Origin of the sequence: Oceanicaulis sp. MMSF_3324 (genome assembly GCF_030733545.1) — a bacterium.
Lineage (GTDB): Bacteria > Pseudomonadota > Alphaproteobacteria > Caulobacterales > Maricaulaceae > Oceanicaulis.
Genome location: NZ_JASHIU010000002.1, coordinates 54,127 through 69,086 on the forward strand (window position 1 = coordinate 54,127; position 14,960 = coordinate 69,086).

General features: G+C 64.5%; 12 protein-coding genes. 5 read left to right on the plus strand and 7 right to left on the minus strand.

Annotated features, from left to right (window positions below; translation table 11 throughout):
• Positions 1–67 precede the first annotated feature (67 nt).
• From pstC to phoB, 5 genes are read left to right on the plus strand one after another with little or no spacing between them, the layout of a single operon-like run.
• Positions 68–1,759 carry a phosphate ABC transporter permease subunit PstC gene (pstC, locus tag RBA95_RS03500; protein WP_306015423.1) on the plus strand — a complete coding sequence of 564 codons (1,692 nt, stop codon included), beginning with the start codon at positions 68–70 and terminating at the stop codon, positions 1,757–1,759.
• Entirely contained in the window at positions 1,752–3,497 is a 1,746-nt protein-coding gene (pstA, locus tag RBA95_RS03505; protein WP_306015424.1) for a phosphate ABC transporter permease PstA, read from the plus strand. Before pstC ends, pstA begins: the two co-directional genes overlap by 8 nt.
• 10 nt (positions 3,498–3,507) lie before the next feature.
• Positions 3,508–4,326 carry a phosphate ABC transporter ATP-binding protein PstB gene (gene pstB, locus RBA95_RS03510; protein WP_371933580.1) on the plus strand — a complete coding sequence of 273 codons (819 nt, stop codon included), beginning with the start codon at positions 3,508–3,510 and terminating at the stop codon, positions 4,324–4,326.
• Positions 4,327–4,361: 35 nt separating this feature from the next.
• Positions 4,362–5,069 carry a phosphate signaling complex protein PhoU gene (gene phoU, locus RBA95_RS03515; protein WP_306015425.1) on the plus strand — a complete coding sequence of 236 codons (708 nt, stop codon included), beginning with the start codon at positions 4,362–4,364 and terminating at the stop codon, positions 5,067–5,069.
• A 15-nt stretch (positions 5,070–5,084) separates the two neighbouring features.
• The gene (phoB, locus tag RBA95_RS03520) at positions 5,085–5,771 is read left to right on the plus strand and encodes a phosphate regulon transcriptional regulator PhoB (RefSeq protein ID WP_306015426.1); all 687 of its coding nucleotides are present in this window, start codon (positions 5,085–5,087) and stop codon (positions 5,769–5,771) included.
• A 106-nt stretch (positions 5,772–5,877) separates the two neighbouring features.
• Here phoB and RBA95_RS03525 read toward each other — a convergent pair whose 3' ends face one another.
• The 7 genes from RBA95_RS03525 to RBA95_RS03555 all read right to left on the minus strand — a co-directional run bounded on the left by RBA95_RS03525 (position 5,878) and on the right by RBA95_RS03555 (position 14,958).
• A complete protein-coding gene (locus tag RBA95_RS03525; protein ID WP_306015427.1) occupies positions 5,878–7,080 on the minus strand; it encodes an acetyl-CoA C-acyltransferase in 1,203 nt (400 codons plus the stop codon).
• Between the two features lie 35 nt (positions 7,081–7,115).
• Complete coding sequence (locus RBA95_RS03530) at positions 7,116–8,039, minus strand: SDR family NAD(P)-dependent oxidoreductase (protein ID WP_306015428.1); 924 nt, start codon at positions 8,037–8,039, stop codon at positions 7,116–7,118.
• 95 nt (positions 8,040–8,134) lie between these two features.
• The gene (locus RBA95_RS03535) at positions 8,135–8,665 is read right to left on the minus strand and encodes a hypothetical protein (protein WP_306015429.1); all 531 of its coding nucleotides are present in this window, start codon (positions 8,663–8,665) and stop codon (positions 8,135–8,137) included.
• 324 nt (positions 8,666–8,989) lie between these two features.
• Positions 8,990–9,880: a M23 family metallopeptidase gene (locus RBA95_RS03540; protein ID WP_306015430.1), complete on the minus strand. Its 891-nt coding sequence runs from the start codon at positions 9,878–9,880 to the stop codon at positions 8,990–8,992.
• Positions 9,880–10,539 (minus strand): hypothetical protein, encoded by a 660-nt coding sequence (locus tag RBA95_RS03545; protein ID WP_306015431.1) that lies wholly within the window; start codon positions 10,537–10,539, stop codon positions 9,880–9,882. Before RBA95_RS03545 ends, RBA95_RS03540 begins: the two co-directional genes overlap by 1 nt.
• An 83-nt stretch (positions 10,540–10,622) precedes the next feature.
• The gene (locus RBA95_RS03550; RefSeq protein ID WP_306015432.1) at positions 10,623–13,730 is read right to left on the minus strand and encodes an efflux RND transporter permease subunit; all 3,108 of its coding nucleotides are present in this window, start codon (positions 13,728–13,730) and stop codon (positions 10,623–10,625) included.
• Positions 13,714–14,958: an efflux RND transporter periplasmic adaptor subunit gene (locus RBA95_RS03555; protein ID WP_306015433.1), complete on the minus strand. Its 1,245-nt coding sequence runs from the start codon at positions 14,956–14,958 to the stop codon at positions 13,714–13,716. The genes RBA95_RS03550 and RBA95_RS03555 overlap by 17 nt, the downstream gene beginning before the upstream one ends.
• Between the last annotated feature and the right edge of the window lie 2 nt (positions 14,959–14,960).

Genomic DNA, 14,960 nt, shown 5'->3' on the forward strand with positions numbered 1-14,960 from the left:
CCGCTGATCAAGCTTAGGGACGATACGCGCCTCGCGCAGAGAGTCGCGTCCCGACCAGGTAGGTTTCATGCAGTCTTCGCTTTTCGCTGTCCTTGCACTGTTGGTGCTGACAGCGGTCGGATTTCTGATCGGTCGCCGTCGCGCTGTCGCGGCGGGGAGCGGTCGTGCGTCCAGACTGCACTCCCTGCCCAATTATTACGGCTATTATCTCGCACTGTGGACCGGGCTGCCGGCCTTCGTCCTGCTCGCGCTTTACGGCCTGTTCGGCGCCAGCCTCGTGAACACGCTGGCATTAGGCGAGCTTGAACGCGAAGCCGCGCCGCTGATCCGCGAATATGAAGCCCAGCTCGCGCGCGATGACCAGTATCAGGCGCTGGCCGAGGAAACCCAGCAGATCGAAGCCGAAGCGCTGTCCGCCCGCAATGAGATGTTCCGCGCCGAGCGCGAAGGCGGGGACGCCGAACGCTATCTGCGCGCCCTGGGGGCCCTGACCGCCCAGCGCAATGAAATTGCGGCGGAGCGACAGGTCCGGCGCGACCAGGTCGCGAGCTCCGTCGCCGCGCGCGCCCCGCGCACCATCCCCGGCGTCCGCGCCCGGGCCGGCTTTGAATACTGGCGCGCGCCCAGCGAACGGCGCGAACTGTTCATCGCGGACGCCCGCGCCCTGGCCTTCAATGAAGGCCTCGCCAGCCGCAACACCGAGGAAATCCGCGCCGCCGCCCTGGCGCTGCGGCCCTGGGAAGACCTGTTCCGCTGGAGCGCGGCCGGGGTCGCCCTGGCCCTGTCCGTCGCCGGACTGGCCTATGCGCGCACCCGCATCCGCGCGAGCTTCCGGGCGCGCGACCGGGTGGAGGGCGTGGTCGGACTGGCGCTGATGATGACATCGGCCATCGCCATCCTCACGACGCTGGGGATCGTGTTCTCGCTGTTGTTTGAATCGATCCGCTTCTTCGCCTCGATCGACTGGCGCATCCACGAATTCCTGTTCGGGCTGCACTGGAGCCCGCAGATCGCGATCCGCGCCGACCAGGTGGGCCAGTCGGGCGCCTTCGGCGCCGTCCCGCTCTTCGCCGGCACGGCGCTGATCACCCTGATCGCCATGCTGGTCGCAGCCCCGATCGGGCTGATGGCGGCGATCTATCTGTCCGAATACGCCAGCCCGCGCCTGCGCGCCTGGGCCAAGCCGGCCCTTGAGATCCTCGCGGGCGTGCCAACAGTGGTCTACGGCTTCTTCGCGCTTCTGACCGTGGGGCCCTTCCTGCGCCAGTTCGCGATGATGCTCGGCTATGAGGATGCCGTGACCCAGTCCGCCCTGTCGGCCGGTCTGGTCATGGGCGTGATGATCATCCCCTTCGTCTCCTCGCTGTCCGACGACGTCATCAACGCCGTGCCTCAGACCTTGCGCGATGGCAGCTACGCCATGGGCGCGACCAAGTCCGAAACCGTGCGCCATGTGGTTTTCCCCGCCGCCCTGCCCGGCATTGTAGGCGCGCTGCTGCTGGCGGTGTCGCGCGCCGTGGGCGAAACCATGATCGTGGTCATGGCCGCCGGCCAGGGCGCGAACCTGACAGCGAACCCGCTGGAATCGGTGACCACCATCACCGTCCAGATCGTCATGCTGCTGACCGGGGACCAAGAGTTTGACAGCCCCAAAACCCTGTCCGCCTTCGCGCTGGGCCTGGTGCTGTTCGTCATGACCCTCATCCTGAACATCATCGCGCTGCGCGTGGTGCAACGCTTCCGGGAACGCTATGAATAACGCGCCGACCATACGCGACGCGGTTCAGGCGCGCCTGGCCAAGCGTCATCGCGCCGAAATGCGCTTCCAGTTCTATGGACTGGCGGCGATCAGCGCGGCTGTGCTGTTTCTCGCCGTGCTGCTGGGCTCGATCATCATCCAGTCCATACCCGCATTTACGGCGCACCGGCTGGTGCTCGACGTCGAGATCCGCCCCGAAATCGCCGACCCGCGCGGTGATGGCAGTGAAGCCTCCCTACGCCGGGGGTCTTACAACACGCTGATCCAGAACAGTCTTCGCGACCAGTTTCCGGAAGCCGGCTCGGTGGGCGAGCTGCGCGAACTGTTTGGCCTTTACAGCGCCGTCAACGCCGCCCGCCTGCTCAATGAGGTGGTGAACAATCCTGAAGTTCTGGGCGAGACCCTGCCCTTCAGCCTGCCGATTTCGGACGATGCGGATCTCTATCTTAAAGGCCTCACCACAGACGAAGAGTTCCTGCCCGGCGCCGCCCCGCTGACCCTGGAACCGGGCATGGACGATGCGTTGACCCTGCGCTCTCAGACCGGCGCGCCCGTCTTTGATGTCTTTCTCGATCTCGTACAGGCCCGCCAGGACGCCGCGCTCGATCAGGCCCGGATCCGCGCCGAGCGAACCGCCGCGCGCGCCGCCGAAGAGCTGGACACCGACACCCGCAACAGCCTTGAGGCCGAGGCGCAACGCGCCCGTGACCTTGTCCAGGCCTTGCAAGAAGCCCGTTCGGACACCGGCCCGGTCCGCCTGAATTCCCAGACGGCGTCCCTGATGCTGCGCGCCCAGGGCGGCGTCCTTCGCATCAATGCGCTGGCCCGGGACGGGCTGAGCGCGGAAGGGACCTGGCTGGTCGGCCCTGACACGGCCTCACAGACGGCCCAGGACTGGTCGCTCTGGGTGATCGAAACCCCGTCCATCGCCCGGCGCATCACCGATCGTCAGATCGTCTGGGCGCGCACGCTCAAGGAGCGCGGCCTGATCAAGAATGGTCTGAACACCACGCTGTTCACCAACGCCGACAGTCGGGAGCCCGAGCTGGCCGGCGTCGCCGGGGCGCTGGCGGGCTCCATCCTGACCATGGTCATCACCATGTTGCTGGCCGTGCCGATCGGCGTGGGCGCCGCGATCTATCTTGAAGAGTTCGCGCCCAAGAACCGGCTGACCGACTTCATCGAGGTCAATATCAACAACCTCGCCGCCGTGCCCTCGATCGTGTTCGGCCTTCTGGGGCTTGCCGTCTTCATCAACCTGTTCGGCTTCCCGCGCTCGGCCCCGCTCGTGGGCGGCATGGTGCTGGCGCTGATGACCCTGCCCACGGTGATCATTTCCGCCCGCGCCGCCCTCAAGGCGGTGCCGCCATCCATCCGCGAAGCCGCACTGGGCGTGGGCGCCTCGCGTACCCAGGCCGTGTTCCACCACGTGCTGCCGCTGGCCATGCCGGGCATCCTCACCGGCTCGATCATCGGTCTGGCCCAGGCGCTGGGCGAGACCGCCCCGCTGCTGATGATCGGCATGGTCGCCTTTATCGCCGACCCGCCCACGCTGGGCCTGTCAGGCTTCACCGAGCCGGCCACCGTCATGCCGGTTCAGATTTACATTTGGTCTTCAAGCGCCGAGCGCGCCTTCGAAGCGCGCACCGCCGCAGCGATCCTGGCCCTGTTGACGCTGCTGGTCAGCTTCAACGCCGTCGCCATCTATCTGCGGCGCCGCTTCGAACGGAGATGGTAGGACAATGTCAATGACGCTCGATTTCCCCATCGACAACCCGCCCACCCGGTATCACCCGCTGACCACCCAGTTGCCGATCAAGGTGGCCACCGAGGATGTCAGCGTGCGCTATGGCGGCAAGCTGGCGCTCGAGGACGTGACGCTGGAGATCCCCGATCGCGCGGTGACCGCCTGCATCGGGCCGTCCGGTTGCGGCAAGTCGACCTTCCTGCGGTGCGTGAACCGGATGAACGACACGATCGATACGGCGCGCGTGTCGGGATCGATCCGGATTGATTCCGAAGAGGTCAATGGCCGCGATGTGGACCCGGTGGTGCTGCGCGCCCGGGTCGGCATGGTGTTCCAGAAACCCAATCCGTTCCCGAAATCGATCTATGAGAATGTGGCCTATGGCCCGCGCATTCACGGCCTGGCCGAGACCAAGGCCGAGCTCGACCACATCGTCGAGACCAGCCTGATCAAGGCCGGGCTCTGGGCGGAAGTGGCCGACCGGCTGCATCATCCGGGCACCTCGCTGTCGGGCGGCCAGCAACAGCGTCTGGTCATCGCCCGCGCCATCGCGGTGAACCCCGAAGTCATCTTGATGGACGAGCCGTGTTCGGCCCTCGACCCCATCGCGACCGCGCGCATCGAAGAGCTGATCGACGAGATGCGCGAAAACTACTCGCTGATCATCGTGACCCACTCCATGGCCCAGGCCGCACGCGTGTCGCAGATGACGGCGTTCTTCCACCTCGGAAAACTCGTCGAGTACGGACCGACCGAGGAAATCTTCACCAACCCGCTCGACCAACGCACCCAGGACTACATCACCGGACGTTTCGGATAACCCCCGCGCAATCGGACCTTTGAAAGGCCAACGCAATGAACTCGACGCACAACGCGCCGCATATCGTCAAAGCCTTCTCTGAAGAGCTGGAGCAGCTGACCGCCGATGTGGCGGCCATGGGCGGGCTGGCCGAAAGCATGGTCAGCGACGCGCTGCAGGCCGCCGCCAATCGCGATGGCGAGCTGGCCGATGAAGTGCGCTTCCGTGACGCCCAGGTCGATCAGATGCAGCGCGATATCGAGAAGAAGATCATTCGGCTGCTCGCCCTGCGTCAGCCCATCGCCCAGGATTTGCGGGTGTGCATCGCCGCGCTGAAAATCGTCGCCGACCTCGAGCGCGTGGGCGATCTCGCCAAATCCATCGCCCGGCGCGTGCACACGCTGAACGCCTCCGACCCGACCGCCCTGAACGGCGCCGTCGAGCGGATGGGCCGCGTGGTGCAAAGCCATCTTCATCAGGTTCTGGACGCATACGCGACGGGCGAAGCCAGTCGCGCGGTGGCGGTCTGGGAACGCGATGACGATGTGGACGAGCATTACAATGCGCTCTTCCGCGACCTCGTCACCGCCATGCGCGAGGACGGCTCGATGATCGAGCCCGGCGCGCATCTGCTCTTCATTGCGAAGAATCTCGAACGTATCGGCGACCATGCCACGAACGTCGCCGAAGTGGTCCATTACCTGGTTACCGGGCAAGAGCTGACGGCCGACCGGCCGCGCGGCCCTCGTCCAGAAACGTCCTAGCGAAGGGGGTTCGCCATGCAACCGCATGTTCTGGTCGTAGAAGACGAAGACGCTCTGTCCGAGCTGCTTTCGTACAATCTCAAGAAGGAAGGCTTCCGGGTCTCCCTCGCCGCCGATGGCGAAGAGGCGATGATGCTGGTCGAGGAACGTCAGCCTGACGTGGTCGTGCTGGACTGGATGCTGCCCAAGATTTCCGGCATTGAAGTCTGCCGCCGCCTGCGCAGCCGGCATGAATCACGCAATCTGCCGATCATCATGCTGACCGCGCGCGGCGAGGAAGCCGATCGCATCCGCGGGCTGGACACCGGCGCAGACGATTACATCGTCAAACCCTTCCTGATGAAGGAGCTGTTTGCGCGCGTCCGCGCCGTGCTCCGCCGCATCCGGCCGGGCCTGGCTGAAGACTCCGTGACCGTGGGCGACATCACCATTGACCGGGTGGCGCACCGTGTGGTGCGTTCAGACCTTGAAATCCATCTGGGTCCGACCGAGTTCCGACTGCTCGACTATCTCATGCAGCACCCCGGCCGCGTGTTCTCCCGCGAGCAACTGCTTGATGCAGTGTGGGGCTCTGACGTTTATGTGGAAGCCCGCACGGTAGACGTGCATATTGGACGCCTGAGAAAAGCATTGAGCGCAGGCGGGGAACATGACCCGATCCGCACCGTGCGCTCGGCCGGTTACGCCCTGAACGCCGGCTGATCGTGAAAGACACGACGCTTCAGGAGCTGCAGACCCTGCGGCGTCGTTAAAAAGGCCGGCCTGGACATCCAGGCCGGCCTTTAATTGTCAGGTCTGCGAAAGCCGCCTAGAGGACTTCGAACAGACCGGCTGCGCCCATGCCGCCACCCACACACATGGTGCAGACAACGTATTTCGCGCCGCGGCGTTTGCCCTCGATCAGGGCGTGGCCGACCATGCGGGCGCCGGACATGCCGTAGGGGTGGCCCACCGAGATCGCGCCGCCATTGACGTTCAGGTTCTCGTTCGGAATGCCCAGCTTGTCGCGGCAGTACAGAACCTGCACCGCGAACGCCTCGTTGAGCTCCCACAGACCGATATCGTCCATGGTCAGGCCATTGGCCTTGAGAAGCTTGGGAATGGCGTAAACCGGACCAATGCCCATCTCATCCGGATCAAGGCCGGCCACCGCAATGCCGCGATAGGCGCCCAGTGGCTGGAGGCCGCGCTTTTCCGCTTCCTTGCCTTCCATCAGCACGGCCGCAGACGCGCCGTCAGAGAGCTGGGAGGCGTTGCCGGCCGTGATGAACTTGCCTTCCTTGATCTGCTGACCATTGGCGAAGACCGGGTTCAGTGATTGCAGGTTTTCAAGCGTGGTGGACGGACGATTGCCCTCATCCTTCTCCAGCGTCACGTCCTGCTTGGAAATCTCGCCCGTCGCCTTGTCCTTCACCAGCATGGTGGACGGCAGCGGCACGATCTCATCGTTGAACTTGCCCGCTTCCTGGGCCGCGGCCGTGCGCTGCTGCGATTGCAGGGCGTATTCGTCCTGGGCCTCACGCGAGATGCCATAGCGCTCGGCGACCACTTCAGCAGTCTCCAGCATGGACATGTACAGGTCCGGGCGATGCTCGTTGATCCACGGATCGAACGCCTTGTGCAGGTTCATGTGCTCGTTCTGCACGAGGGAGATCGACTCAAGGCCGCCGCCGACGGTGACGTTCATGCCGTCGGAAATGATCTGCTTGGCGGCGGTGGCGATCGCCATCATGCCCGAGGCGCACTGGCGATCCATGCTCATGCCGGACACCGAGGTCGGCAGACCGGCGCGGATGGCGGCCTGGCGACCGATATTCTGGAAGGTTGAGCCCTGCTGCATGGCCGCGCCGAGGATCACATCCTCGATCTCGTCGGGGGCGACCTTGGAGCGCTCGACGGCGTGCTTGATGGCGTGGCCGCCCAGTTCCTGGGCCTGGGTGTCGTTGAACGCGCCGCGATAGGCCTTGCCGATCGGCGTACGGGCGGTGGAGACGATAAGCGCTTCACGCATGGTAAAGCTCCTTTGCTGGCTTAAAGGATGGAGACCTAGCCCAGGGCGAGGTCGAAATGCTTGGCGGCGTACTGGATGAACTTGAAGGTCTGGCGCGCGCCTTCCTCGTATTCTTCCTGGCCATGATCAGACGTGATCTTGTCGAGATTGGCCATGACGTTTTCGGCCGTCTGCTCTTCAGGCGGCAGGTAGACGCCCGGCGTCTCGTAGATCTTGGTGGCGGCGTACCCGCCCGCGCCGGCGCACAGAATGGTACGTTCGGGGGCGTTCTCCGCGCACAGGGCGATCAGCCCCGCCGTAACGCTTTCGGGCGTCATCAGCTTGGCGGCCTCTTCGGGGATCAGCCCTTCGGTCATCCGGGTATGAGCGGTCGGGGACAGGGTGTTGACCTTGATGTTGTTCTTGCGCCCTTCCAGATGGAGGACGTTCATCAGGCCCACAACCCCCATCTTGGCGGCGCCATAGTTGGACTGGCCGAAATTGCCATAGATGCCGGAGGATGAGCTGGTCATCACGATCCGGCCATAACCAGCCTCTTTCATGTGATCCCAGACCGCCTTGGTGCAGACGGTCGCGCCCCACAGATGGACTTCCATCACGGCGCGGAAGTCGTCCAGGGTCATCTTGGAGAAGCTCTTGTCACGCAGGATCCCGGCATTGTTGACCAGGATGTCGACCTTGCCCCACGCCTTGCGCGCGGCTTCGACCATGTCGGCGACTTCATCGGGCTTGGTGACGTTGGCGCCATTGGCCATGGCCTCGCCGCCAGCGGCCTTGATCTCTTCGACGACGGTTTCCGCCGCGCTCAGGGACGCGCCCGTGCCGTCCACGGCGCCGCCCAGGTCATTGACGACGACTTTCGCGCCGCGACGCGCCAGCTCCAGTGCATGTGAACGCCCCAGACCCGCGCCCGCGCCGGTCACAATGGCGACGCGGCCATCAAAACGAATATCGCTCATGGCAAAATGCCTCCCTGATCAATCGGTCTTTTCGCGTATGCGAACCGGTTTTGATCAGGAAAGCAATTGCTGCGGCGCCGCGCAAGGTACTTAAGCTATAAAAGAAACGCCGGCTCAGAGACGGTGTCGAACCCGCTGCGGCAGATGAAGGCCTGCACAGATGCATTCGAAAGCTCTGAAATAAATGCGGAATCCGTCAGCGGATGACGTCCGTCGCGGGACAGCTTCACGCTGCTGCGTTCGTCGGACTTGCCGCCCACATGACGCTCCCAATCATCAAGGGCGTCCTTGATGATCTGCGGGTCGAGATTGAGGGCGTCCACACAGGCGGACAAACGCGCGCCGGTCGTGTGGCGCAGGTCCAGGACGATCTGGAGTTTGAGCACTTCCTCGATCGGCCACAGACGCATCCGGCCCCCATGGGGACGCACGCCATGGACCGCCTTGATGAAGCCCAGCCGCTGGAGATGGCGCAGAACACCCGTTGAAACCGGACGATCCACCGCTTCCGTGATCACCTCGTCATCGGTGAGCAGTTTGCGGAGCCGCCAATCATAGACCAGCAGTGCGCCCAGCGCGCCCGGGTCGCGCAAGGTGAAGTCCGTACGTTCAGCAAGTGCTGCCATGTCAGCCCCCTTTGCCCACGCTTCAGTGATTCTGAATGCGTATAATGAGTTCGTCTAATAAACATATTCGCCGAATTGTCTTAATGAATAATTTCGAGAATTCCTGAGTTATATGCGAATAACTCGCAGAACTGAGATCCAGTTGATTGTTTTATTTGAACAATTGAAAATTACGCACCAAAACGGCACATCGACCTTGGTCGCAATCACGCACGCGCAGGGCGCGAAAGACCACAACCCGAATCTGTTCAACGAGAACCCTGAAATTCCAGGTGAACAGATTCACCGAAATGATCAGCTCTCGATGATGAGAAGCGCGCCTGACTAGTCGGAACCCGTATCGGTTTCCGAAAGCAGGGCCTGATAGCTGTCGACCAGCGCCATATAGGGCGGAACATGGGTGTTCTGCAGCCCCTGGCTCGTTGCGATCGCCATCTTGATCTCGAAATGCAGATGAATGGTGGTGGCGTTTCCACCAAACTCGTTGGAGACCAGCCCCAGGCGTTCGCCCCGGCTCACTGGGTCGCCCGGCTCCACCTCCAGGCTGTCCCGCTCCAGATGTAGATAGGTGTAGCGCACCCCGTCCGCACTCATCAGCCGGACCGAATAAGACCCGACCGAGGTGATCACGCCATCATCTGCTGCGACGGCCCAGTGTCGGGCATCTTCACAACTGGCGGGGCGGATATCCTGGCCCTGATGGCCCGTGCCTGACGGGCACATGGGCGTGGCATAGCCACGCGTCTCACAGAAATTGTCACGCCAGGCATAGCTGTAGTTCGCTGCCGCGCATTGACCGCCGCCCGGCCCCAGATAACCGCCATGACCGTAGACCTGGGAGTTGGCGTAAGCCTGCCCCGCTTCGAGGGGGAACCGCATGCCCGGCGCATAATTGATCTGGGCGACCTGACCCGCACCGCTATCGGGAACCAGATCCCCCGGCGGCAGGAAGGCCACCGGGTCCAGCCCCTCATCCAGAAGCGGTCCGTCCGGTTCAGGTTCAGATTCAGGTTCAGGCTCGGGCTCGGGCTCGGGCTCCGGCTCCGGCTCCGGCTCCGGCTCCGACTCCGGCTCCGGCTCCGGCTCCGGCTCCGCGATGTCCTCAACCGGCTCTTCCGGCGCAATGGGGGTTTGACTGTCAGGCCAGCACACCAGGACGGCCCCGCCGATGAGCGCCGTCAGAGCGGCGAGGACCAGCTCTATCGGGCGCGGCATCACTCAGCCTCCCCGGTCCGGGCGCCCGGCATCAGCTGGAGCGAATTGCGCAGGCGGTCGCCATAATCGGGTTCAACGCATCGCGGATCAGACTGCGGCGACGCGCATTCGAGCGTGATCGAATAGGCCGCATTATATCGATTGAAGGTGATTTCCCGGCCATAAGCGGTGGGCGTGCTGCGGTACCCCTCCTCCCCGGTCCCGCGCAGATGGCGCGCGGTCAGCGGGTCAGGCGGGCGGGCATGGGCCAAGCGTGTTCCGAACACTTCGATCAAAATCCCGTCGCCCTCGATCACGAGCGTGTAGAAATCGACACGCGGAAAAAGTCGCCCCTGGACCGGAGCGTCAAAGCCCAGCGACTGTTGCGTCGGCGTCAGGACGGGGACTTCACTGATCACGGCCTCATCAGCGGTGATATTGCCGGCCATGACAGGAGCGGGCGCCGCGCGCACCGCGGTAAAGCGCGCGCGTTGACGCTGCTGCATATCCTCGCGCACGGCCTGCCAATCCACTGCAACAGCGACGGGCGCGTCAGGGCGTGGCTCTACGGGCTGTACATTGGTCAGACGCGCGCTCTGGGCCAGAGCCGTGCCCCCCATCCCCGCCAGCATGACGGCGATGACAATGCGCCTTCCCCATAGAGCCAACAGCCTCAGCATGCGCCCCTCCTAGACATGGACGCATGTTAATCTATTCTTAACCGTCTGACGACGCCTTTTGGCCCACGCCTCAGACGGCCTTTTCAATCAGCGACTTGCTCCGGCCTTGGTGCGAACCACGCATAGACGGCCGGCACAATGAACACCGTCACCAGCGTCGAGCTGACCAGCCCGCCGATCACCACGGTCGCCAAGGGGCGCTGCACCTCCGAACCGACGCCGCTTGCGAACAGCAAGGGTGCAAGTCCCAGCATGGTGGTCGCCGCGGTCATCAGGACCGGCCGCACGCGCAAGAGCGCCCCCTGAACACTCAAACTGTCGCGATCGCCGCCCTGCCGCGCCAGACGATCCAGGAAGGAGACGAGCACCATGGCGTTGCCCAGCGCAATGCCGAACAAGGCGATAAACCCGACCGAGGCGGGCACGGACAGATTCAGCCCCGATAGCCAGAGCGCCACCAGCCCGCCGACAAGCGCCAACGGAATGTTCAGGACAATCAACGCCGCGCTCTTGAGTCGACCGAACGCGGCCAACAGCAGGAGAAACACCAGCCCCAGCGTCACCGGCACGATCACCGCAAATCGGGCGTTCGCCTGTTGCTGAAGCTCGAACTGACCGCCCCATTCCAGGAGATAACCCGGGGGCAGCTCGAGCTGGTCAGCGACTGCGGCCTGCGCGTCTTGCACAAAGGAGCCGATATCGCGTTCGCGGACATTGGTCTGGATGGTGATGAAACGCCGTCCGTTCTCCCGCGTCACCTGACGCGGCCCCTCGATGCGCTCGACCCGCGCCAGCGCCCCCAAGGGCAGACGCTCGCCATTGGGCCCTTCAATCAGGGTGCGGGCGATCCGTTCGGGCGTGTCCCGGTCCGCTTCGGCATAACGGGCGATGATGTCGAACCGGCGTACGCCGTCAAACACCTGGCCGGCCCGGGCGCCGCCAATCGCATCCTGGACCGTCTCCAGCACATCGGCGACCTGAAGCCCGTATCGCGCCATGGCGGCGCGATCGACCTCGATGCTGATCTGCGGAGCGCCGCCGACCTGTTCGACCTGCACATCGGCCGCGCCGCGCACGGTGCTGACGACAGCGGCGACCTCATCCGCCTCCTGCGCCAGCACATCGGTGTCAGGCCCGAACAGCTTGATGGCGATCTCGGCGCGCGAACCGGTGAGAAGTTCATCCGTCGCCGCCGCAATGGGCTGGGTGAAATTGAACTGCGCGCCGGGGAAGTCCTCGAACGCCGCGCTCATCTGCGCCAGCAGGGCCTCCTGATTGCGCACCGCGCCCCATTCGGCCCGGGGCTTGAGCGCCAGAAAGGATTCCGCGTTGTTGACCGGATCAGCATGAGCGCCGACTTCGCCGCGTCCCACACGGGTCACGACACGCTCGACCTGGGGAAAGCGCTCCAGCACGTCGCGTTCAAACCGTGTCACCGTCTCTTTCGCCGCATCCAGGGAGATCGACGGCGCCATGGTCATCCGCACCAGGATATCGCCTTCGTTCAGACGCGGTGAGAATTCAGAGCCCAGACGCGTGAAGGCGAGCGCCCCTGTGGCGAGCATCGCCATCGCCAGTCCCGCCGCCAAAGCGCGGCGCGCCACGAAAAAGCCGATCGCGGCGCCCAGCCGGGCTTCGAGCCTTCCGGTGGGCTCTGTCCCAGCCGGACGGGCGGGCGCTTTGAGCAAGCGGCTGGCCGCCGGCGCGACGAAAAGCGCAAACACCAGTGATCCGGCCATGGCGAGGATCACCGCGAAGGCCAGAGGCCGGAAGGTTTTCCCCTCCACGCCCTGCAAGGTGACAATGGGCAGGAAGACCAGCATGACAATCGCGATGGAAAAGCCGAGCGGCTTGATCACCTCCATGAGGGAGGCCGCCAGCAAGGCGGTCTCATCCTGTCCCGCCTCGCCAGACAGCCGGCGGCGGGCATTCTCCACGATCACCACCGCCCCATCGACCATCATGCCGATGGCGATGGCGATGCCGCCCAGCGACATCAGGTTCGCCGACACATCCAGCACGCGCATGGCGATCAAGGCGAAGGCCACCGAAAAGGGTATGGAGGCCGCCACGATCAGGCCCGGACGCCAGCCGCCCATGAACACCATCAAGAGCACCCCGACCAGCAGCGCGCCCTGCCACAGCGCGGTGGTCATGGTGGAGACCGCCTGCCCCACCAGCTCGGACTGATCATAATAGGGCCGCGCCACCACGCCGTCGGGCAAGGCGTCATTGACCGCCGAAAGCCGGTCCGTGACGGCGGCGATGACCGCATTGGTGTTCGCCCCGGTCAGTTTGAGCACCAGCCCGGCGACCACCTCGCCCTCGCCGTTCATCGTGGCGAGCCCCTGACGTGGCGCTCCGCCGACCGCAATGTCGGCGATCTCACCCATCACCACAGGCACCCCGTCCACGGCTTTCACAACCACCTGGCGCAAATCCGCCTCGCCGTGCAGCAGGCCTTCGGCCCGCACGGTGTATTGCTCATTGTTCTCGACAATGTATTGAGCGCCGGCATTGAGGTTCGCCCGTTCCAGCGCGGTGATGACATCGCCCATGACAAGGTCATACTGAACCAGCGCCTGGGGCCGCACATTGACCTGATACTGACGCTCATACCCGCCTAGCGAAAGCACTTCGGTGACCCCGGGCACGGTCTGCAGATCAAGCTTCACCAGCCAGTCCTGTACGGTGCGCAGGCCAATCAGGTCCGCGTTTGCACTCTCGAGATAGTAGAACAGGACCTGCCCCAGCCCGGTGGTGATGGGCCCCAGCTCCGGCTCTCCGAAGCCTGGCGGCATGTCCGCCCGCGCCGCGTCCAGGCGTTCGGAGACCAGCTGGCGCGCCAGGTAGATATCGGTCCCATCCTCGAAATAGACCGTCACCACAGACAGGCCGAAGGTCGAGTTCGAACGCACCTGGTCCAGTCCGGGCAGGCCGCTCATGGCGGTCTCTACCGGAAAGGTGACATAGCGCTCGACTTCTTGAGGGGAGAGCCCGTCGGTGACCGTGAAAACCTGCACGAGCGGCGGCGTAATGTCGGGGAAGGCGTCCACCGGCAAGGTCCGCCATGACCAGACGCCGGCGACGAGCACAGCCAGGAAGGCGAACAGGGCCAGCCCCTTGGCCGAGACTATCTTGTGCGCCCAGCCCAGGCGCTCAGGGTTGGACGCTTTAGTGGTTATGGCCATCACCGAAATCTCCCTTCTGGAGTTCGGCCTTCAGCGCAAAGGCGCCGGCCACCACAATCTCTTCGCCCTCGCTCAGACCGGAGACGATCTCAACAAAGTCAGCGCTGCGCCGCCCCAACCGGACCGGGCGCGGTTCAAACCCGTCGCCCTCGGGCACGAACACTACGCTGTCCCCCTCAAGGGTCTGGACAGCGCTGGCGGGCGCCCGAAGCAGCTGAGCGGCCGCGCCGTCTTCGAGCTCCACAGTGACGAAGGCGCCGGGCATCAAACGTCCCGCTTCATTGTCGACGATCAGCCGGGCCAGGCCCGTCCGCGTCTCTGCGCCAATCTGGGGCGCAATGAAACTCACCTCGGTTTCAATCACCGCCTCGGCTCCCCAACGAATGCGCGCGCGAGCGCCGGGACGCACGCGCATCAGATCCGGGCCATAGACCGCCGCATCCACCCAGACCTGGCTGGCATCCGCGATGGTGAAGGTCGGCATTACATCGCCCGCCTCGGCGAACTCGCCGCGCACGGCGTGGCGCTGCGTGATCACCCCGCTCATGGGCGCGCGCAGCGCATAGCGGCTCAGGGACCCGGTTTCGGGGTCAGCGAGCGTGTCGCGCGCCGCTGCATCAATGCCCAGCGCATCAAGCTGGAACTCGGCGCTCCTGACGGCGATGCGCGCTTCTTCCAATGCGCGTCTCGCGGTCTGAAAGCGGCTCTCGGTGGATACGCCCCGATCAAAGAGTTCGCGTTCACGCTCGAATTCGGGGCGGACCAGCTCCAGCGAGGCGAGCGAGGAGAGATAGTCCGCCTTGGCTTCCGCCAGTTCGCGGCTGTCCACATAGGCCAGGAGGTCTCCGGCTTGCACGGCATCGCCCACGCTGGCGTGCACTTCGCGGATCACGCCCTCTACGGGCGCTGAGACCAGCGCGATCCGGTTCTCGTCAAACCGCACCTCGCCGGGCAGTTCGACCCAGCCGCCCACCGGCCCGGCGTCGACAATGCCGAGCGTGACGCCCAGCGCCTCACGGTCTTCATCAGACAGCCGGACCCGTTCATGGTCCTCCGCCCCTTCGTGATCGTGATCATGCCCTGCGTCATGGTCTTCAACAGAGCCGCCATGGTCATGGCCAGCCGTTACCGGGGACGGCGCGCCACACGCCGACAGCCCGAGCGATATCGCTGCGACAGCCGCAGCGAGGGGGAAGGCGTAAAGCCTTCCATCAGTCTTGAAAGTCATGG